This is a genomic window from Paenibacillus sp. FSL R10-2199, assembly GCF_038000235.1.
GTDB classification, from domain to species: domain Bacteria; phylum Bacillota; class Bacilli; order Paenibacillales; family Paenibacillaceae; genus Paenibacillus_AQ; species Paenibacillus_AQ phytohabitans.
Genome location: NZ_JBBOBO010000001.1, coordinates 522,040 through 543,757, shown reverse-complemented (window position 1 = coordinate 543,757; position 21,718 = coordinate 522,040). Strand labels below are relative to the sequence as shown.

Below are 21,718 nucleotides of genomic sequence, written 5' to 3'. Positions count from 1 at the left end.
TTTTATAAAGGGTAAAGGAGGCGGGGGCCTTGTCCGTGCAAAAGGAAATGAAGGAGCCGATCTATTATGGTGATCCGGCGGCTACCAGCGGTATATCCGTGTTTGACCGGGAATTTGATGAACTGTTCAGCTACGACGGAAGCGATCTTGGCTTGAGCTATTCAGTGACCGGCTCGGCGTTCTGTTTATGGGCGCCTACCGCCCAGGAGGCAGAGCTTGTGCTCTATGAATCATGGCAGGAGGCAGCCGGACAGCATATTCCTATGATCCGGGATGTCCGGGGAACCTGGAGAATTACCATTCCCGGTGATCTGAACGGGAAATTCTACACCTACCGTGTGCGGCTGGGCGATTTGTGGAATGAAGCAGCAGATCCCTACGCCCGTGCTGTCGGTGTGAATGGTGACAGAGGTGCAATTCTTGATATGCGTAAGACAGATCCTGAGCATTGGACGCAGGAGCAGCCGCCGCTGGAGGATTCGGTTGATGCGGTGATCTATGAGCTTCATCTGCGCGACCTGTCAATGCATCCCGCCAGCGGGATTACGCATAAAGGACAATATTTAGGCCTGGCAGAAGCCGGTACTCGCGGCCCTGAAGGGATTCCGACCGGCCTTGACCATATTGCCGCCCTTGGGGTGACTCATGTGCAGCTGCTCCCTGTCTACGATTATGCTACGGAGAGCGTGGATGAGACCCGGCTGGATCAGCCGCATTATAACTGGGGATATGATCCCAAGAACTATAATGTGCCTGAAGGCTCCTATGCTACAGACCCGTATGTGCCGGGCCTGCGCATCAAGGAGCTGAAGACTATGATACAGGCGCTGCATGACCGCGGCCTGCGTGTCATTATGGATGTTGTCTACAATCATGTCTATGACGGGTTCCGCGTGAATTTTACCAAGCTGGTTCCCGGCTATTATCTGCGCTATAAAGAGGACGGCCGGCTGTCCAACGGCTCCGGCTGCGGTAACGACACCGCTTCAGAGCGGAAGATGATGTCACGTTTCATCGTGGAGTCGGTAGTCTACTGGGCGGAGGAATATCATATCGACGGCTTCCGCTTCGATCTGATGGGCTTGCTTGATATTGGCACCATGACAGAAATCCGCCGCCGGCTCGATGAGCTTGATCCTTCCCTGATGACTATAGGGGAGGGCTGGGTGATGGATACGGAGCTGGCAGAGGATCTCCGCGCCAACCAGCGCCATGCCAATGAGCTGCCGGGCATCGGACATTTCAACGACGGTTACCGCGATGCGGTCAAAGGCAATATTTTTCTGCATGACCAGAAAGGCTTCATTAGCGGCGGTAGCGGCTTTGAACGGAATGTGAAGGCCGGGATTGCCGGAGGGATCTACTACGGGCCGGGCCTCGGGCAATACGCCCAGGAGCCGCAGCAAAGTGTTAACTATGTGGAGTGCCATGACAACCACACGTTATGGGATAAGCTTCTGCTGTCCACCGGAGGGATAACGGATGAACAGCGCCGCGCCATGCACCACTTGGCCTCAGCGATGATCCTGACCAGCCAGGGGATTCCCTTCATCCATGCCGGACAGGAGTTCATGCGGACCAAGGACGGGATCGAGAACAGCTATAAATCGCCAGTGGAATACAACTGGCTGGACTGGGAACGCTGCGCCGCCCATGCGGAATCTGTAGATTACATGAAGCGGCTGATTGCGCTGCGCGCGGCACGTCCCGCCTTCCGGCTGCGGACCGCCGATGAAATCCGTGACCATCTGGTCTTCGAGGAGTCTCCGGCGCATTCGGTTGCCTTCTCGCTAAGAGATCATGCCGGGGGAGATTCCGCACAGCATCTCTACGTCCTGTACAATGCCAATCCGGATGGAGCCGTTCTTGAGCTGCCTATGCTGGGGGAATGGACGGTTCTGTTCGGCGGGGAGCATGCGGGACAGCTGGACAACGGAATTTTAGCGGCCAGAGGCATTGGAATGGTTGTACTGGCTGTGCTGTAATATACCTGAAAGACAGAACAGGCTGCCCGGGCAGCCTGTTTTTTTTGCCTGTTATAAATAAACCTTTTCCCGGGATAAAAACTACTTCATCTGTCGTAGTAATTATGCTACAATGAACCTAATTACTACGACAGATGAAGTATAGGAGGCAGGCAATTGATCAGCAGTGACGTTATCCGGGGATACAACGATACGATGATCCTCTACATGCTTCTGGACGGGGAGTCTTATGGCTATGAGATTTCCAAGAATATACGGAAGCTTTCGGAAGAGAAATACATTATGAAGGAAACTACGCTCTATTCCGCATTCACCCGGCTGGAGAAGAACGGATATATCGATTCATTTTATCTGGATGAGACTTTTGGGAAAAGACGTACTTATTACCGTATCACCCCGCAGGGCCTGGCCTATTACCGCGCCAAATGCGAGGAATGGCAAGTCACGCAAGAAGTCATCAACAAATTCATAAAGGAGCTGTGATGAACTTGGATACAATCGTAGGTTATCTGAACAATATGTTCGCTTCTCTGCCCAGAACGGAACAGATGTATAAGCTGAAGCAGGAGCTGCTTGGCAACATGGAGGAGAAGTATCACGAACTGAAGGATGACGGGAAGTCGGAGAACGAGGCGGTAGGTATCGTCATTTCCGAATTCGGCAATATTGATGAGCTGATCAGCGAGCTGGGCATCGGGGAGGTCCGTAAGGAAGAGCTGGTTCCGATGCTTACTGAAATGGAGACGGAGGAATTCATTGCTGCCAAAAGGAGATCAGGGCTGCTTATAGGTCTGGGCACAGGGCTGATTATGGTGGGCGCCGGTCTGCTCATTCTGATTGCGGGTCTTGGGGAGAACGGGTTCATGAGCTCTGTCTTTTCGGAGGATGCGATGAGCATGATCGGGGTAGGCTTTCTGTTAGTTCTGCTGGTTCCGGCCATTGCGATGTTTATTTACAGCGGCATGCGAATGGAAAAGTATAAATATTTGGAGTCCGGGTTTCATCTGCCTTACCATCTGGAAGCGGATATTCAGCAGAGGCAGTCCGGTTTTGCCGCAACGTATACTCTATCGCTCATTACGGGAGTCTGCTTGATCGTCTTGTCGCCAATCGCTATTTTTGTAGCCTCGGCTTTCGGTGAAGATAGCGCATCGTATGGGGTAGTAGTGCTTCTGGCTATTGTGGCTGTAGCTGTATTCCTCTTTGTCTATTACGGGAATATCCGGGGAGCGTATCAGATGCTGCTGAAGACCGGGGATTTCAGTAAAGAAAAGAAGGAAGAGGACCGGGTCATCGGTGCAGTAGCCTCCATCGTCTGGCCGCTCGTTACCTGCGTCTTTCTGGTCAGCGGGTTTGTGTACGATCAGTGGCACATCAACTGGATCGTGTTTCCTGTAACAGGGATTCTGTTCGGGGTATTCAGCTCCGCCTACAATATTCTTAAGAAGAAAGACGCAGCCTGAGTTCCGGTGCCGAACCGTTTGCTGTAAAAGGTGACATTGCTCATGTTCGCGCTTAGCGGATAGATGTTAATATGAAGGCATTTATTCCCCTTATTACAACCGTGCAAGAGCCTGTGCCGGGGTGATTCCATACCCCTGTGCAGCCTCTTGCTTCGCTGCTTTACAGTGACAGAATGACGGCTGGCGACAGAAGAGTAGGTTTCTTTTTGGAGCCAAATGTGGGCATGAATGCCGCTTTTTATAGTTTCGGCGGCCAATCAGAGAGACTCGGAGGAGACAGGAATGGGTAAAGCAACCGGATTTTTAGAATATCAGCGGCGTACGCCTGCGGAGTGCGAGCCTTTGGAACGGATTAAGAATTGGAATGAGTTTTCGGTGCCGCTGGAGGAAGACCAGCTGCGGGAGCAAGGTGCCCGCTGCATGGATTGCGGAACACCGTTCTGTCATGTAGGACGTCTGCTGAGCGGAATGGCCAGCGGCTGCCCGCTGCACAACCTCATTCCGGAATGGAATGACATGGTATACCGCGGTAACTGGGAGGTAGCGCTGAAACGGCTGCATAAGACGAATAACTTCCCTGAATTTACAGGACGCGTCTGTCCTGCGCCTTGTGAAGGCGCTTGTACCGTTGGTAAGAATGGCGATCCGGTAACGATTAAATCCATTGAGAAGTCGATTGTAGATAAAGGTTTTGCCGAAGGCTGGATTGTACCTGAGCCGCCGCTTACCCGTACGGGTAAAAAGGTTGCGGTCGTCGGTTCCGGACCTGCGGGGCTTGCCTGTGCAGCGCAGCTTAACAAGGCGGGACACACGGTGACGGTATATGAGCGGGCTGACCGGATTGGCGGTCTGTTGACCTACGGCATTCCGAACATGAAGCTGGATAAGAAGAAGGTTCAGCGCCGGGTGGATCTGCTGACAGCGGAAGGGATTACCTTCGTAACCCGGACCGAGATCGGCCGGGATATCCCCTCAGCTCAGCTGCAGGAGGAGTATGATGCCGTAGTTCTCTGCGGCGGATCTACCAAGGCGCGGGAGCTTCCGCTGGAAGGCCGGGAGCTGCGGGGCATCCATCAGGCGATGGAGTTCCTGACCCTGAATACGAAGAGCCTGCTGGATTCCGGGCTGGCTGACGGTGAATATCTGTCGGCGGCGGGCAAGGATGTTGTTGTTATCGGCGGAGGCGATACAGGTACAGACTGTGTAGCTACCTCTATCCGCCATGGTTGTCGAAGCGTTATCCAGCTCGAGATTATGCCGCAGTCACCGCTAACCCGCCAGCCGGGCAATCCTTGGCCGGAGTGGCCGAAGGTGCTGAAGGTGGACTACGGGCAGCAGGAGGCCGCTTCCCTATATGAAGAAGATCCGCGCCGCTATCTTGTGAACACTAAGCGCTTCGCCGGCGATGAGAACGGACATGTGCAGGAGCTGCACACCGTGCGCATTGAATGGAAGCGTACGGAGGACGGCCGGATGGTACCGGTTGAAGTTCCGGGCAGTGAAGAGGTTATCCAGGCGCAGCTGGTGCTGCTGGCGCTGGGCTTCACCGGACCGGAGGAAACGGTACTTGGACAGCTTGGTGTAGAACGCGATGAGCGTTCCAATGTTAAGGCTGAATTTGGCGCGCAGGCCACGAGTGTGGCGGGTGTCTTCACGGCCGGCGACATGCGGCGCGGCCAGAGTCTTGTGGTCTGGGCAATTAACGAGGGCCGTCAGGCCGCCCGTGAAGTGGACCGCTTCCTGATGGGCTCGTCCAACCTGCCATGAGGAGCTTTTAGATATACGAGTAAGCGGAGTTAACAGCAGGGCGCCCCGCCGGGGCGTCTTGCTTTGCGTTGACCGGGCGGGGGCGTTTACAATGGATGCATGGAGTTACCCCATTCCTCCTGTTTGATTCGTTGCTGGCAGAACCAGAACCGGAGACTCTTAAGTTCATATTGCACAGGCATAATTGTTGTACGTATTGCAACTTTAATTGGGCGATACCGGGGTGTTTGGGAGGATTGTTGTATGAAATACAGCAATTGTCCCGCAAAGCCGCCTGGTGGAGAGCAATTGCTGCCTTTCGTACAACAATTTCCGATTACGCCCGATATTGTGAGGAGAATGTTGTATTTCGTGCAGGATTCCACCACTAACAGTGGGTAGTCCAAAATTCCTGTGGCAGCAGAGGCTGGGATTTCAAAAAATTACCCGGACATCATTAAGCTAAAGCTATATAACGGAGAGGAAGAACAAAGATGAAACTAATGTTTATTTCCGATATTCACGGGTCGCTGCACTGGCTGGAGCAGGCATTGGCCAAGGCGGAGGAGGAGCAGCCGCACACGCTGGTTATTCTGGGAGACTTCCTGTATCACGGGCCGAGAAATCCGCTGCCGGAGGGTTATAATCCCCAGGGCGTTGCTGACAGGCTGAATGCTTATGGTAAATCGCTGGTTGCCGTGAGAGGTAACTGTGATGCTGAAGTAGACCAGATGCTCCTGCAGTTCCCAATGATGGGCGACTACGTAATGATTCTCCATGAGGGCCGGAAGATTTACGCTACGCACGGGCATGGATTCAGCATCGATAACTTGCCGGCGCTGTCCCCGCAGGATGTGTTCATCCAGGGACATACGCATCTGCCGGTGGCGGATGTGAAGGAGGGTATTGTTGTGCTTAACCCCGGATCGATCTCCCTGCCCAAAGAGAACAATCCCAATTCTTACGGAATCCTGGACAATGGTGAATTCAGCATCAAGGATTTTGCGGGCAATGTCATTAAGCATATTACACTGTAAAATAGCAGCATAACGCTAATCCCTCTGGATATTTCCAGGGGGATTATTGCGGTCCGGCAATTGAGCACACAGGCATATTATTGTATGATGGGTGAGGAGCTTGCGGCTAACAGGGCAGCTTCAAATATAAACGGCAGAGGTAACTAAATGACGTATCCCAAAGATTTAAACTATACAATGCCGGCGGAATGGGCCGAGCATGAACGGACCTTCATCTCCTGGCCGGTGCAGGACTCTATGGTATATCCGGACAACCATGCGGCGGTAAGTGCGGGTTATGCCGAGATTATCAGAGCCATTGCCGAGTTCGAGCCGGTAACGGTGATTGTGAACCCTGATGATATGGAGACAGTAGAACAGCTCGGACTTGGGGCTAATGTGACGCTGCTGCCTATCAAGCACAATGATGCCTGGCTGCGCGATAACGGACCGACCTTTGTAGTGAATGCTGAAGGCAAGCTTGCCGGTGTGAACTGGAAGTTCAATGCCTGGGGCGGCAAATATTCGCCATGGGATCTTGACGATAAGGTAGCTCCGCAAATTCTGGAGCAGCTTGAGATCAGCAGCTTCGATGCACCGCTTGTCATGGAGGGCGGATCGATTCATACCGACGGCGAAGGTACACTGCTGACTACCGAAGAATGCCTGCTGAACACGAACCGCAATCCTGAGCTGAACCGGGAAGAGATTGCCGGCTTAGTGAAGCAATATACGGGAACTGAGTCGATCATCTGGCTGAAGCGCGGCCTCAGCGGGGACGAGACGGACGGTCATGTCGATAACATCGCCTGCTTTGCCGCGCCGGGCAAGGTGATCATCCAGGTCTGCGGGGACCCGCAGGATGAGAACTATGCCATTTCGGAGGAGAACCTGCGTATTCTGGAGCAGGCTGCCGATGCCAAGGGACGGAAGCTGGAGATTATCCGCATTCAGCAGCCGCCCCGTGTAGATTATGAAGGCAGCCGGTTGACCCTGAGCTATCTGAATTTCTATTTTGTAAACGGCGGGATTATCCTGCCGGTATTCTGCGGTACGGCGGCAGAGACAGACAGGCTTGCCGAAGAGACGCTTGCCGGACTGTTCCCGGAACGCAGAATCCGCACAGTGAACGGAATGGCCGTAATTGGTGAAGGCGGGAACGTGCACTGCACCACCCAACAGATGCCTGCTGTGAACTAAGCTGTAACTTGAAGTTGAACTCACTAACAACATAAAGGGCAAAAGTAACGGAGGGGAATTTTGGAACCGGAAGGAGCGAAAGCGGCCGGAAGTCCAAACATTCACCGCAGTTACACTTCGCCCAGATGGGAATTTAAAGTTCATAATGGGAGGAACAACTGTGAGAAAAGTAAAAGTAGCCGCAACACAAATGAGCTGTTCCGGCGACATTGATGAGAATATCCGCAAGGCCGAGACGCTGGTCAGAAAAGCGGCAGCCCAGGGCGCGCAGATTATTCTGCTGCAGGAGCTGTTTGAGACACCGTATTTCTGCCAGAAGGAGAAATCCGATTATTACGCCTATGCCACCGAGCTAGAGCACAACAAGGCTGTGAACCATTTCAAGGCGATAGCCAAAGAACTCGAAGTGGTGCTGCCGATCAGCTTTTATGAGAAAAAGAACTACGCGCGTTATAACTCGCTGGCCGTGATTGATGCCGACGGAACGGTGATGGGCAAATACCGCAAGAGCCATATTCCTGACGGCCCCGGCTATGAAGAGAAGTTCTACTTCAACCCGGGCGATACCGGCTTCAAGGTGTGGAATACCCGTTATGCCAAAATCGGTGTCGGCGTCTGCTGGGATCAATGGTATCCGGAAGCAGCGCGGGTAATGAGTCTGATGGGGGCGGAGATTCTGTTCTACCCTACAGCTATCGGCTCGGAGCCGCAGGACGGCTCGATCGATTCCAAGGATCACTGGCAGACCTGCATGCTGGGTCATGCAGCCGCTAACCTGATTCCTGTCGTCGCCTCCAACCGGATCGGTGAGGAGATTGACGAGGATTCCAGCATTAACTTCTACGGCTCTTCGTTCATTGCCGGCCCGCAGGGCAACAAGATTGCCGAAGCCGGGCGCGATGAGCAGGGTGTACTGGTCAGTGAATTTGATCTTGATGCGCTTGAGGTTGGCCGGATCGAATGGGGAATCTTCCGCGACCGCCGTCCGGAGCTGTACCGGCTGATTGCTTCATATGACGGGGACCTGACGTTCTGATTGGAAATGAATGAATCGAATAACAATTATGATAGCATGCAGCCAGGACGCTGCCGGGGATATCGCTCTCCGGACAGCCTCCTGGCTGCTTTTTATATGAAGATAGACCTGAATTCTAAGATTAGGCAGCTGTAAATGTTACAATACATCGATATTATGTCATGTTATATAACATACACAGGAAAAGTTAATTGTCACCATCGCTTTAATCTGATAAAATCTCTTTAAGTTATTTTATAAATAAGTAGGGGGATTGGAGCATGGGAATCAGAAAAAAATGGGCAATGTCAGGTATGGTGGCATTCCTGGTCCTGGCAATGGTCGGCTGTGGTTCGGATAATAACGCAGGCAGCGGCAATGCGGCCGGAGAGAGCATCAAGTTCGCCAGCGATGCCAGTTATGCACCTATGGAGTATATGGATACAGACACTATCAAGGGTTTTGACATTGATTTCATTAAAGCGGTTATGGAGGAAGCGGGTATCGATTACACCGTGACTAACACAGGCTGGGATACGATGCTGACCAGTGTTCAGCAAGGCACTGAATATCAGGCGGGGCTATCTTCGGTATCCATTACAGATGAGCGCAAGGAAACCTATGACTACTCCATTCCTTATTTCGAATCCACGAACATGATCATGGTTAAGGAAGGCAGCGATATCAAGTCTGCTCTTGATTTGAAGGATAAGAAGGTTGCCGTTCAGGCAGCAACAACTGCGGATGATCTCATGAGCGGCATTATGGGGATCGACAACGGCAATCTGAAGCGTTATGACAGCAATGCCGTAGCCCTGATGGAGCTGAACGGCGGCGGAGCGGATGCGGTGGTTGCGGATATCGCCATCGTGAACGAATACATCAAGAACAATCCGAATGAGAAGCTGACCGGTATCATCGACAAGGAGAACTTCGGTTCCGAATATTACGGTATCCTCTATCCTAAGGGCAGTGAATGGAAAGCCAAGCTGGACCCGGCGATCAAGAAGATCATCGAGAACGGCAAATATGCGGAAATCTACAAAGAATGGTTCGGCGATGAGCCGGATACGGCCACACTTTTGAGCGCAGAGTAAGCGGAGTAACAATTAAGCATGCGTAATGATTGCTATTGCGCATGCTTCTTTTTTTGAAACACAAGAGAAACATAGAGAAAGCTATAAGCAGAAGAGAAGGGAAGAGTTCTATGGATTTCAGATTCGACATCATCGTTCATTATTTACCGGTTTTACTTAAGGGGACCCTGTTCACCATAGGCGTATCGCTGGTTTCGATCCTGTGCGGGTCCATCCTGGGACTGGTTATCGGGTTCGGCAAAATGGCACCCAGATGGTATTTCCGCTGGCCGTTTCATGCGTATATCAACATCTTCCGCGGAACACCGCTGTACGTCCAGATTCTGATCGTCCATTTCGGGCTGATTCCCTTGTTCTATGGTAAAACCTATGCGCTGATGAGCGCATTTGTAGCGCTCTCGCTCAATTCCGCGGCGTATTCCGCTGAAATTTTCCGTGCCGGCATCCAGTCAATTGACCCCGGACAACGGGAAGCCGCCCTGTCACTCGGGATGACCAAACTCCAGGCGATGCGCTTCATTATTCTGCCTCAGGCCATCAAACGGATGGTTCCGGCGTTCGGGAATGAATTCATCGTCCTCGTTAAGGATTCCTCGCTGCTGGCGCTGATTGCTGCACCGGAGATTATGTACTGGAGCAACACTATGAAGGGCCAATATCTGCGGATCTGGGAGCCTTATCTGACCGCTGCACTGATCTATTTCATTCTGACCTACTCCCTCAGCAAGCTGCTTAATTATATCGAACGGAAGGTGTAACCCTATATGGAGCCTATTATCTCAGTCAAGCATCTGCATAAATCCTTCGGTGCCCATAAGGTACTGACCGATATCAGCGTCGACATTCACAGCCGGGAGGTTGTGGTGGTGATCGGACCTTCGGGTTCGGGCAAATCGACCTTTCTGCGCTGCCTCAATCTGCTGGAGCAGCCGCAGGAAGGCGATATTATAATTGAAGGCACTTCCTTGATGGCCAAAAGCACAAGGATTAACGATATCCGTACCGAAGTAGGCATGGTCTTTCAGCAGTTCAATCTGTTCCCGCACAAAAAAGTGATCGAGAACATTATGCTGGCCCCGATGCAGGTCCGCAAATGGCCGGCTGACAAAGCCCGTCAAAAAGCGCTGGAGCTGCTGCAAAAGGTGGGACTGAGCGAGAAGGCGGAGATGTATCCATCCTCGCTCTCGGGCGGTCAAGCCCAGCGTGTGGCGATTGCGCGCGCGCTGGCGATGGAGCCGAAGATCATGCTGTTTGATGAACCGACTTCTGCACTGGACCCCGAGATGGTGGGCGAGGTGCTGGCGGTCATGAAGGATTTGGCCAGTGAAGGAATGACTATGGTTGTAGTAACGCATGAGATGGGCTTTGCCCGTGAAGTGGGAGACCGTGTCCTCTTTATGGAACAGGGAATTGTAGTGGAGCAGGGGGTACCCGAGCAGTTGTTCGGAAATCCGTCACATGAGCGCACCCGGGAATTCCTGTCCAAGGTACTGTGAGAATCTGTCAAAGTAGAATATTGTTATTTAATCGGTTATATTAGAAGAGTAAGAATTAGGCAATGGGACCATCGGTTGAATATCTGCCCGGAATGGCGGGGAGGAGGCTCGGGGATATCTTTTTTTAAAGTATAAGGATTTATGGGCTACGCATAATAATTTATCCTTATATTTCCGGCAGAAGCGGATATGGTGCTTATAGTACGGCACAGCCCGTTCTACTGGTCATAATTCAGAATGATAGAAGGAGAATACGATGAGCACATTTAAAAATTGGCTAAATACGACAAAAACCGGACTGACAGAACAAGTTAAGAAGTTTAAAAATAAAGACTTTATGAACGCGGTAGTTGCAGGCTGCGCACTGGTTGCTGCGGCTGACGGCAAGATTGAGGAATCCGAGAAGAACAAAATGGCCGGATATATGAACCTCAGCAATGAATTGAAGGTATTTGACATGAGAGATGTCATCAACCAGTTCAACTTCTATGTAAGCAACTTCGAGTTCTCGCCGGAAATCGGCAAGCAGGAAGCGCTCAAATCGATCGCGAAATTCAGCGGCAAACCGGAGATCGGACGTGTCATTGTGGGCGTATGCTCCGCGATCGGTGCGGCTGACGGCGACTTCGATGAGCATGAGAAAGCGGTTGTCCGGAATATCTGCAGTGTGCTGGGACTGAGCCCAAGCGAATTCAGCCTGTAATACAGGCCGGGGGGCATCCGCAATTGGATGAAACTTAGGCGTTTCTCCATCGTATCACTGATATAACACCCGCAAGAAGGACTTACAGGCAGTGATTACTACTGGAAACGGAGGTACGTAAAGTTGGCTGGAATCAATCTGGTAAAAGGTCAGAAGATCGATTTAACTAAAGGGAATGCCGGACTGTCTAACGTAATCGTAGGACTGGGCTGGGACCCTGCCGAACCGGCAAGAGGCTTCTTTGGTGTCAAGAAACAGGCGAATGTGGACTGCGATGCTTCCGCTCTGCTGCTGAATGAGAATGGCAAGCTGACCAATAAGCTGAACCTCGTCTGCTTTCACAACAAACAGAATACGAACAACTCTGTAGTTCACTCGGGAGATAACCTGACGGGTGAAGGAGAAGGCGACGACGAGCAGATCATGGTGAATCTGAAGTCGATTCCTGCCGATGTCCATAAGGTTCTGGTTGTGGTTAACATCTACGATGCGGTGAACCGCAAGCAGGATTTCGGGATGATCAAATCGGCATATATCCGGATTATCAACGCGGCCGGGAACGGCGAGCTGATCAAGTTTAATCTGACGGACAATTACACAGGCTTCACGGCACTGATCTGCGGCGAGCTGTACCGCCATGGCGAAGAGTGGAAATTCGCAGCTATCGGTGAAGGCGCGCACGCAGCACATATCAATCAACTGGCTGAACGTTATATCTAATTCCAATTTGAGAAAAGAGGGTTCTATTCATGGCTATTAACTTATCCAAGGGACAAAAAATCGATTTGACCAAAACTAATCCGGGCTTGTCCAAAATTACAGTCGGCCTCGGATGGGATACGAATAAATACGATGGCGGTAAGGACTTCGACCTGGACGTGTCTGTGTTCCTGACCAATGCTAACGGCAAAGTGGATAAAGAAACAAACTTCATCTTCTTCAACAACAAGCAGAACGAGAACGCTTCCGTTGTTCACACCGGCGACAACCGCACAGGTGAAGGCGACGGAGACGATGAGCAGGTTCAGGTTGATTTGCTCAATGTTCCTGCGGATGTTGATAAAATTGCGTTCACCATTACAATCTACGAAGCGGAAGCCAGAAGCCAGAACTTTGGACAAGTCTCCCGTTCTTATGTGCGTATCGTGAATGATGCGAACAGTGAAGAATTGATCCGTTTTGACCTGGGCGAAGATTTCTCCGTTGAGACCGGCGTTGTTGTCGGCGAATTGTACCGCAATGGTGCAGAGTGGAAATTCAATGCCATCGGCAGCGGCTACAAAGACGGCCTCTCCGGACTGACCCGTGATTACGGTCTGCAATAAGACCCTGATGACTCCGGGAATTAAATCTTTGAGGAAAGAAGGTTTTTGCCAGTGACGATCAGTCTTTCCAAAGGACAGCGGATTGATCTTACCAAGACCAATCCGGGCCTGACGAAGGTAGTTGTAGGACTTGGCTGGGATACAAACAAGTATAGCGGCGGCAAGGATTTCGACCTGGATGCTTCAGCATTTCTGCTGCATGAGGACGGCAAAGCCAAAGGCGAAGACGACTTTGTATTCTATAACAACCCAAGCGGCGGGACAGGCTCTGTAACCCATACAGGCGATAACCGTACAGGTGAAGGCGACGGGGACGATGAGCAGATTCTTGTAGATTTCAGCCTGGTGCCGGCGAATATTCAGCGCATTGGGATTACAGTGACGATCTATGATTATGAGACGCGGGTGCAGAACTTTGGACAGGTATCGAACGCATTTGTTCGTGTTGTAGATGCTTCCAGCGACCGCGAGATTCTGCGGTTTGACCTGGGTGAGGATTTCTCCACCGAGACAGCTGTTGTCTTCTGTGAATTCTACCGCCATGGGGCGGACTGGAAGTTCCAGGCGATCGGCAGCGGGTTTGCCGGCGGGCTCAGCGCTCTATGCAAGAATTATGGACTGGATGCACAATAAAGCTTCAAAGGCGGGATCATCATCGATCCTGCCCTTTTTATAGACAAAAGTGTATAAGTTGCACTCTTATCCATTTATAAAGGTGGCGTAAGAATGAGTACTGAAGTAGTTAAAGGGCAGAAAGCAGACCTGACCAAAGGAAACCCGGGAATCCGCAATATCATTGTAGAGATCGGGTGGAAAGCTCCATCTTCCATGGATATTGACGCCTCTGCGTTCCTGCTCGGGGCGCAAGGCAAAGTAAATAGTGACGATGATCTGATCTTTTATAATAACCCGTCTACGCCTTATATCAGATATAAGGATGTGCCGGGTGCAGCTTCGGGGGGACTTAAGCAATTCGAGGTGGGACTGGACAAGATTCCTGCAGGTATCGCGAAGATAGCCTTTACCCTTACCCTGTATGATGGCGAGAACCGCAAGCAAATGTTCGGACAGATGAGCGAGGCCCAGTGCCGGATCCTGGATCAGGCGACAGGGGCGGAAATTCTGCGGTGTAACCTGGGAAATCATTTCTCTGTGGAAACAGCTGTTGTGGTAGGAGAATTATATAGATACGGCGAAGAATGGAAATTCAGTGCGATCGTTGCAGGCTTCTCCGGCGGACTCAAAGCGCTGTGCGGCAACTATGGCATAGAAGTGGAGGATGAGCCTGCTCCGGCGGCTGCACCGCAGCCTGAGAAGAAGGCGGCACCGCCGGAACGCACGCCGCTTCAGGTGCCGCCACCGAAGGTGGAGCAAGCCAGACCTGCTATAGTAATTCCTCCTCCGCCTGCGCCGAAGCAGACGGAAGCTCCCGCACCGCCGCTGAATCTCAATCTGAAGAAGATTGAGCTGAAGAAGAAGGGCGATTCCATCAACCTGAAGAAATCAGCCTCCGGTCTCGGTGAGCTCGTCATCAACCTGAACTGGAATCAGAAGCAGGGCGGTGGACTGTTCAGCCGTAACAAGGGCGGCGTGGATCTCGATCTTGCCTGCCTGTATGAACTGAAGAACGGCAGCAAGGGAGTTGTGCAGGCACTGGGTAATGCGTTCGGCAACCTGCAGCAGCCGCCGTACATCATGCTGGATGGGGATGACCGGACAGGCTCCGTAACATCCGGCGAGAATCTGCGTATAAACGGAAGTAAGGTTGCACAAATCGAAAGAATTTTAGTGTTTTCTTTTATTTACAAGGGAGTTACCAATTGGTCTGAGGCGGATGGGGTAGTTACCCTGAAGCAGGATGGAGGACCGGATATTGTCGTTAATCTGGACGAGCATAACAACCGTAAGGGCATGTGCGCCATCGCGCTGATCCGGAATGTAGGCAACGAGACCTTCAGTATTGAACGGCTTGTGCAATATTTCAGCGGTCATAAGGAGATGGATGAGGCCTATGGCTGGGGGCTTCGCTGGGTAGCAGGCAGCAAATAATTTTATTTTACCGGAGGCGCAAGTGGAATGGACTGGTTCAGTGATTTTTTTAGGAGTATCAGTGAGAATTATGGGCATTTCTTCTCCTGGAGTGATGTTGTAGCGACGCTCTCCGATCCTGTCAGCTGGGGGATTATAGGGAGTCTGGTTCTGCTGGAGGGCCTGCTCTCCGCAGATAACGCGCTCGTGCTGGCGGTAATGGTTAAGCATTTACCGAAAGAGCAGCAGCGTAAGGCACTGTTTTACGGGATACTCGGCGCTTATTTATTCAGATTCCTGGCGATTGGTCTGGGTACCTTCCTGATTGGATTCTGGGAGGTTAAGGCTCTAGGTGCTCTGTATCTCTTCTACATTGCCTATAAAGGTCTGTTTAAGAGTGGCGGAGAAGAAGGGGAGACGAAGAACAAAGGCACCTCTTTCTGGAGGACGGTGCTCCTGGTTGAATTAATGGATATTGCCTTCAGTATTGACAGTGTAGTTGCTGCATTCGGTCTTAGTAATCAAGTCTGGGTGCTATTCCTGGGGGGTATCCTCGGCGTGCTGATGATGCGCGGCGTGGCACAGGTATTCCTCAAGCTGATTGCTAAATACCCTGAACTGGAACAGTCAGCCTTCCTGCTCATTGCACTTATTGCCGGTAAAATGCTTGCTGGTGCGTTCGGGTATGAGATGCCGCATGTGATCTTCTTCACGGTTCTGATTGCAGTGTTTGTGGGTACCATTGTGTACAGCGCCAGTAAACGCAAAAAAGAGGCGAACCGCAAAGCCTGATTCCCCTGATGGATAGCTTTAGATTCATAGCTGTACAGGAAGCCGGGGAGTTCACGGGAAGGGTGGACTCCGGCGTGCTTCCGGGTAATCGTTATATGTTATAGCATGGCCTTTGCTTGTATTTGAGAAAGCCGGATGCCGTCCCCGAGAGGACGGCATAGCCGGTTCTGCTTGTCTCTATATGGAGAGGCTATTCGTTTTGTGCTTGGCACAACATTAAGGGGGAAAGGCCTTGAGATATTTCGATTACCTTACGCAAGAACAGAAAACTTCATTATTTCATGTTCCGCCGGTTTCATTTGATCATACAACCAGCAAGGATTTACTGGCTTATGCCGTCGGAGCTGCCCTTTATATGCCTGCTACAAGGTCCAGTGTTGCCGAAGATATTATTAAGCTGAGAGCCTCGGGGCTCGTTACGGTAATCATAGATCTGGAGGATGCCATAGGGGATGGCGAGGTGGATTATGCTGAAGAATCCGTTGTGCGGCATCTCGCCTTCCTGTCCGCTTACGCCGAGAATGATCCGGAGCCCAGAGGCAGTCTGCCGCTGCTGTTCATCCGTGTACGCAATCCGGAGCAGCTGCAGGATCTGATTTTCCGGCTGGGTTCTTTAATAACGATGCTGACCGGTTTTGTGTTTCCCAAGTTTTCTGTCCTGAACGGTGTGGAATTTTTTGAGGCCATTGCCGACTACAATAACACGCGTACTTATTCAGCCCCTGTGCTGTACGGAATGCCGATTCTGGAGAATGCTCCGATCATCTACCGGGAGAGCCGGCTGGACAGCCTGCTGGCCATCCGTGATCTGCTGGGGCAATACCGCGAATATGTGCTCAATGTCAGAATTGGAGCAACGGATTTCTCCAGCCTGTTCGGACTGCGGCGCAGTCCCGATATCAGCATCTATGACCTGACGCCGATCCGCGACTGCATGTCGGATATTATTAATATATTTGGCCGTGTGGAAGAAGGGTATGTCATCTCGGGACCTGTGTGGGAATACTTCGCCAGCAAAGGACACCGGGTTCTGCGTCCTCAGCTTCGCGAGACTCCTTTTGAAGATACCTATGGCAAACATGGCCGTGAGATGCGGAATAAATACATTTCCAGCTCGATGGATGGCCTGATCCGTGAAGTGATTTTGGACAAGGAAAACGGTATTGTGGGCAAAACGATCATTCATCCTTCCCATCTCAGACCCGTGCAGGCGATGTATACAGTAATGCATGAAGAATATGTGGACGCCTTAAGTATTGTGGAGAGCAATGATGGCAGCCGCGGAGTGTTCAAGAGCGAATATTACAACAAGATGAATGAAATTAAGCCGCATTTGAACTGGGCTAGACGTATTTTACTACGATCTCAAATATACGGGGTGTTACATGAACAACAGCATTTTGTCGGATTACTACCCGAGAACGAATATACACACGTTTAATATCGTCGAGAATCTGCAGGTTACGGTAACGGAAACCTCCAACCCCTTTCATATGCCCGTGGAAGCCTTATTCTCCATGGCCGCCCGTATCAACAAGAAACGCTCTTTTCTATTCGTCAGCAAAGTGCTTGGCAAACATATTCCTGTAGGTCCCTATACCCCTCTGCTTAGCGGAGCGGCACTTGCCCTTCTCCTGTACTTAGAGATGAGTGCGGATAGCGCTGAACGGGAGATCATGGACAAGCTGATGAGCCAGGCGGTTCATGGCCTGATTTATCCTGAATTCGCGGAAGAGGCCTATCATGATCTGCTTGCTGCACGTCTGGTTCTGCCTCAGCCTGCCTTATTTATCGGCTTTGCCGAAACCGCTACCGCCCTGGGTCACAGCATGTACAACATGTTTGCCGGCGGAGCCTCATATATTCATACGACCCGTGAGAATATTCCTGAACTGGAGTCGGTAGTTACCTTCGAAGAGGAGCATTCCCATGCTGTAGATCATCTCTGTTACGCCCTGAATCCCAAGCTGTTATCGGGAACAGAGCCGATTGTGCTGGTAGATGATGAGATTACGACCGGCAATACGGCGATCAATACCATTCGTGATATCCAGTCCAAATTCCCGCGCCGCGAGTATGTAGTGGCTTCACTTCTGGATTGGCGGAGCACCGCGAATATTCAGGCTTACCGTGATCTGGAGCAGGAGCTGGGAATTAGAATCACCGCCTTATCTTTGCTGCAGGGCAGCATTGAGGTGACTGGAACCCCTCTGCTGAAGCCGCAAGCCGGAAGCGCAGAACCATCCGCAGCAGTTGCAGAGCTAGTGACCACGTATATACAGGACGGGTTAGAGCGGCTGCGGGTGTCCTCTGCGGATGCGCAGGGTGTTGTGAATCTCTCCCCCTATTTGAAATACAGCGGCCGTTTTGGTCTAGAATCTGCAGATAACCGGCGGATTGACGAAGGCGTCAGCAGGGTGGCCGGGAAGCTCCGTGACTTACGGGAAGGCTCCCGCACTTTGGTGATGGGCGTAGGCGAGTTCATGTATCTGCCGATGCGGATTGCCGCGGAGATGGGTGAGGGCGTGTCCTATCAATCCTCTACCCGCAGTCCGATCCATCCGCAGCGCCGTGCCGATTACGGTGTGCACAGTGCAGCAGCGTATCCGTCCGCAGGCGACACAGAGATCACCAATTTCATCTATAATGTGGATCCCGGCCAGTATGATGATATCTTTGTGCTGCTTGAGCGGGATGTGCCGCGGCAGCGGATTGAACCGATGACGGATATTTTGCAGAGGCTGGCAGGCAATAAGGTGCATCTTATTATACTGGCCTCTGAACCTGAAACTGGAGGCTCGCGGATATGAAGGGAATCGAAATGGAAGAGATAATGAACAGAAGAATATCCCCTCCGGTTCCGCTGGGCAGCTACCCTGCCTCCGATGTTACGTTTCTGCTCAAGGACCTCAGCGATGTATCCCTGGAGCGGGGAACAGCCGAACGGGAGGAAGCAATCCAGTCGGGCGTGCATTACTCAGAGATGCTCCCTGTAGAATACCAGCCGACGGAGCAGTATATTGAATTGTTCCATGAGACATTGCAGCATACCGCGAGGAAGGTGGCGCTTGCTGTAGCTGCCGTATCTGAGATGATTGTGGCTCAGCGGGGAACGGCGAATACGGTTCTGGTCTCACTGGCAAGAGCAGGTACCCCGATAGGCGTGCTGATCAAAAGGTATATTCTGGAGCGCTATGAAGCGGATCTGCCGCATTACAGTATTTCGATTATCCGGGGTAAAGGTATCGATGAGAACGCTGTGCTATATATGCTGCAGCAGCACGGAAGCGATGCGGAGCTGCAGTTCATTGACGGCTGGACCGGCAAAGGGGCTATCCGCCAGGTGCTGATCGAGGCCTGCGGGAGCATGTACAGCAAATATGGGATTACCCTGAATGATGACCTGGCGGTGCTCGCCGATCCCGGATACTGTTCGGGAACCTTCGGCACAAGGGAAGATTATCTGATCCCAAGCGCTTGCCTGAACTCTACGGTATCCGGTCTGATGAGCCGTACCGTGCTCCGCGACGATCTGATCGGACCGGAGGAGTTCCATGGTGCCAAGTTCTATAAGGAATGGCTGGATAGTGATCTGTCTAATGTATTCGTGGAAGCTGTGACTCCTTATTTCCGTGAGGTGGCTGCGGAGGGGCTGAAGCTTGCTGAAGAGATGCAGGCGGATCCTCCGGAGATTACCTGGCAGGGGCTGGCTGATATCCGCAGTATCCAGGAGACCTTCGGCATTGATAATATCAATCTGGTGAAGCCGGGGGTTGGCGAGACCACGCGTGTGCTGCTGCGCAGAGTGCCCTGGAGAATCCTTGTTGATCGGCTGGACAATCCCAACCTGCGGCATATTCTGCTGCTGGCCGAAGACCGTGGTGTACCTGTGGAGGTATTCCCCGGACTGACGTATTCCTGCTGCGGGATCATTAAGCCGCTGAAAGGGGAGAGTGAATGATCTACGCCAGTGATCTGGACCGTACGCTGATCTACTCTCTGAATGCCATCGGAGTTCCCGGGGATGCCCCCGGTCTGGTGCCGGCCGAAGTGATTGACGGCAGAACGGTCTCGTATATATCGCAGCAGGCTCTGGATATGCTGAAAGAGCTTGCGGCGAAGATCGTCTTCATGCCGGTCACTACGCGCACTATCGCACAGTACCGGCGGATCAACCTGTTCCAGGAGACCGTTATTCCGGATTATGCCGTTACCAGTAATGGAGGCAACATTCTCGTGAACGGGGTAGTGGACCCGGAATGGCGGGCGGCTGTCGGGCTGCTGGTGGAACGCGGGTCCGTGCCGGCTGAGGAAGCCGGCAGGATTGTCCGCTCTGTAGTACGGGCAGAATGGATTACCAGCGAGCGGTATTGTGACGAGCTGTTCTACACCTTCGTAGTACACCGTGATTCTCTGCCGCTGGATGAGATTACCCGTATGGCTGAGCGGCTGGATGGACTGGGCTGGAAGGTATCGCTGCAGGGGCGCAAGCTCTATATTGTGCCGGAGGCCGTGAACAAAAGTGACGCGATCCTTCATGTCCGCCGTACCGTCCGCTCAGAGCCGATGGTCGCTTCAGGCGATTCCCTGCTGGACAAGAGCCTGCTGGCGGCTGCGGACTATGCCATTGCCCCCTGTCACGGAGAAATATTTGCCGAGCAGCAGGCGGGTCTAGTAAACTTAGAGTATCCTTTCACGAAGCAATCGGGTGTATTTGCCGGGGATGAGATTATGCAGTATGTTCAAACGATTTATAATAATTTGACAGCATTGGGAGTTGGGCCACAATGAAAAAGGTAAATATTTATTTCAATCGCTGGTTTTCCGTGGCTTTTCATTACATGAATCTCATCCGGAACAATGAAGACGGCATCCCGGTTCAAATATTCGTCACCCACCCGGATATCCGCCATATGTCGCTGCAGGGTGCTGATGTTGCAGGGGCTGAGCCTGAGCTTACGGGAATCGAATACGTGCAGTTCTGCGTTGATTTCTGCCGCCGCAATGAGATTGATATTTTCATTCCGCGGCTGCATATGCTGGATATCGCCCGGCATGTGTCCTTGTTCGATACCATCGGGACTAAGGTGCTGGTCTGCCGCGATCAGGATCTGCTGGAAATGATTATGGATAAAGGCAAGTTCTACGAAAGTGTGAAGTCTAACGGAATCATGACGATTCCAGATTATCATGTCGTAAGTAATGCAGAGCAGTTCAAGGAAGCCTATGAAGAACTCGTCTCCAAGGGACATAAGGTCTGCTTCAAGCCGACCGAAACAGAGGGCGGTCTCGGATTCCGGATTATAGATAATAACCGCAGCCCGCTGGAAGAGCTGTTTGGACATGTAACGCCGTTGATTTCCTTCGAGGATGCTTACCGTATTCTTTCCGGAGCGGAGAGTTTTCCTAATCTGATGGTTATGGAGCTGCTGGAGGGATATGAATATAGTATTGATTGTCTGGCAGATGCGCATGGCAATCTGCTTGCCGCTGTCCCGCGCCGTAAGGCGGGCGGACGGCTGCGGCTGATGGAGCATATTCCGGAGCTGGAAGAGGTTGCCCGCAGGGTGGCCGAGACCTACCGGATTCCTTATAATTTCAATGTCCAGATGAAATATAGCGGCGATGTACCCAAGCTGCTTGAGATTAATCCGCGGATGTCCGGGGGCCTGCATATCTCGTGTCTGTCCGGAATTAACTTCCCTTATCTGGCAGTCAAAAGCGCTCTGGGCGGCGAAGTTCAGCCTGTAGAATTCGCGCACAATGTCTTGGCAAGCCATGTTGAGCAGCCGCTGATCATGAAAATAAACGGAGAATCCGTGGTTACGGATTCCGTGAATTGAGTGTGGAGC

At 51.9% G+C, this 21,718-nt stretch carries 21 protein-coding genes; all 21 read left to right on the top strand.

Annotated elements, in window-relative coordinates:
• Positions 1–29: 29 nt before the first annotated feature.
• Complete coding sequence (gene pulA, locus NYE33_RS02300) at positions 30–1,985, top strand: type I pullulanase (RefSeq protein ID WP_341064627.1); 1,956 nt, start codon at positions 30–32, stop codon at positions 1,983–1,985.
• A gap of 156 nt (positions 1,986–2,141) precedes the next feature.
• On the top strand, positions 2,142–2,468 hold the full coding sequence (locus NYE33_RS02295; RefSeq protein ID WP_042132969.1) for a PadR family transcriptional regulator: 327 nt from the start codon (positions 2,142–2,144) through the stop codon (positions 2,466–2,468).
• A gap of 5 nt (positions 2,469–2,473) precedes the next feature.
• Complete coding sequence (locus NYE33_RS02290; RefSeq protein WP_341064626.1) at positions 2,474–3,448, top strand: permease prefix domain 1-containing protein; 975 nt, start codon at positions 2,474–2,476, stop codon at positions 3,446–3,448.
• Positions 3,449–3,730: 282 nt separating this feature from the next.
• Positions 3,731–5,215, top strand: a complete 1,485-nt coding sequence (locus NYE33_RS02285; RefSeq protein ID WP_341064623.1) for a glutamate synthase subunit beta — start codon at positions 3,731–3,733, stop codon at positions 5,213–5,215.
• 473 nt (positions 5,216–5,688) lie between these two features.
• The gene (yfcE, locus tag NYE33_RS02280) at positions 5,689–6,231 is read left to right on the top strand and encodes a phosphodiesterase (protein WP_042132974.1); all 543 of its coding nucleotides are present in this window, start codon (positions 5,689–5,691) and stop codon (positions 6,229–6,231) included.
• Between the two features lie 147 nt (positions 6,232–6,378).
• The gene (locus NYE33_RS02275; RefSeq protein ID WP_341064620.1) at positions 6,379–7,410 is read left to right on the top strand and encodes an agmatine deiminase family protein; all 1,032 of its coding nucleotides are present in this window, start codon (positions 6,379–6,381) and stop codon (positions 7,408–7,410) included.
• A gap of 160 nt (positions 7,411–7,570) precedes the next feature.
• Entirely contained in the window at positions 7,571–8,446 is an 876-nt protein-coding gene (gene aguB, locus NYE33_RS02270; protein ID WP_042132978.1) for an N-carbamoylputrescine amidase, read from the top strand.
• 260 nt (positions 8,447–8,706) lie between these two features.
• Positions 8,707–9,522, top strand: a complete 816-nt coding sequence (locus NYE33_RS02265) for a transporter substrate-binding domain-containing protein (protein ID WP_081969796.1) — start codon at positions 8,707–8,709, stop codon at positions 9,520–9,522.
• Between the two features lie 110 nt (positions 9,523–9,632).
• Complete coding sequence (locus NYE33_RS02260) at positions 9,633–10,280, top strand: amino acid ABC transporter permease (protein ID WP_039299378.1); 648 nt, start codon at positions 9,633–9,635, stop codon at positions 10,278–10,280.
• Between the two features lie 15 nt (positions 10,281–10,295).
• Entirely contained in the window at positions 10,296–11,018 is a 723-nt protein-coding gene (locus NYE33_RS02255) for an amino acid ABC transporter ATP-binding protein (RefSeq protein ID WP_042140674.1), read from the top strand.
• Positions 11,019–11,274: 256 nt separating this feature from the next.
• A complete protein-coding gene (locus NYE33_RS02250) occupies positions 11,275–11,721 on the top strand; it encodes a tellurite resistance TerB family protein (protein ID WP_042132981.1) in 447 nt (148 codons plus the stop codon).
• Positions 11,722–11,844: 123 nt separating this feature from the next.
• Complete coding sequence (locus NYE33_RS02245) at positions 11,845–12,441, top strand: TerD family protein (protein WP_341064618.1); 597 nt, start codon at positions 11,845–11,847, stop codon at positions 12,439–12,441.
• A 29-nt stretch (positions 12,442–12,470) separates the two neighbouring features.
• Positions 12,471–13,046: a TerD family protein gene (locus NYE33_RS02240; protein WP_042132985.1), complete on the top strand. Its 576-nt coding sequence runs from the start codon at positions 12,471–12,473 to the stop codon at positions 13,044–13,046.
• A 51-nt stretch (positions 13,047–13,097) separates the two neighbouring features.
• The gene (locus NYE33_RS02235; protein ID WP_042132987.1) at positions 13,098–13,679 is read left to right on the top strand and encodes a TerD family protein; all 582 of its coding nucleotides are present in this window, start codon (positions 13,098–13,100) and stop codon (positions 13,677–13,679) included.
• A 93-nt stretch (positions 13,680–13,772) separates the two neighbouring features.
• Positions 13,773–15,095 carry a TerD family protein gene (locus NYE33_RS02230; RefSeq protein ID WP_341064616.1) on the top strand — a complete coding sequence of 441 codons (1,323 nt, stop codon included), beginning with the start codon at positions 13,773–13,775 and terminating at the stop codon, positions 15,093–15,095.
• Between the two features lie 27 nt (positions 15,096–15,122).
• Positions 15,123–15,866, top strand: a complete 744-nt coding sequence (locus NYE33_RS02225; RefSeq protein WP_042132991.1) for a TerC family protein — start codon at positions 15,123–15,125, stop codon at positions 15,864–15,866.
• Between the two features lie 232 nt (positions 15,867–16,098).
• Entirely contained in the window at positions 16,099–17,307 is a 1,209-nt protein-coding gene (locus NYE33_RS02220) for an HpcH/HpaI aldolase/citrate lyase family protein (RefSeq protein ID WP_341064615.1), read from the top strand.
• 76 nt (positions 17,308–17,383) lie between these two features.
• A complete protein-coding gene (locus tag NYE33_RS02215; RefSeq protein ID WP_341068571.1) occupies positions 17,384–18,676 on the top strand; it encodes a phosphoribosyltransferase family protein in 1,293 nt (430 codons plus the stop codon).
• Positions 18,673–19,827 (top strand): cysteine protease StiP family protein, encoded by a 1,155-nt coding sequence (locus NYE33_RS02210; RefSeq protein ID WP_336102886.1) that lies wholly within the window; start codon positions 18,673–18,675, stop codon positions 19,825–19,827. The genes NYE33_RS02215 and NYE33_RS02210 overlap by 4 nt, the downstream gene beginning before the upstream one ends.
• Positions 19,824–20,657, top strand: a complete 834-nt coding sequence (locus NYE33_RS02205; protein ID WP_341064613.1) for an HAD family hydrolase — start codon at positions 19,824–19,826, stop codon at positions 20,655–20,657. The genes NYE33_RS02210 and NYE33_RS02205 overlap by 4 nt, the downstream gene beginning before the upstream one ends.
• Complete coding sequence (locus NYE33_RS02200; RefSeq protein WP_341064610.1) at positions 20,654–21,709, top strand: ATP-grasp domain-containing protein; 1,056 nt, start codon at positions 20,654–20,656, stop codon at positions 21,707–21,709. The genes NYE33_RS02205 and NYE33_RS02200 overlap by 4 nt, the downstream gene beginning before the upstream one ends.
• The last annotated feature ends 9 nt before the right edge of the window (positions 21,710–21,718 follow it).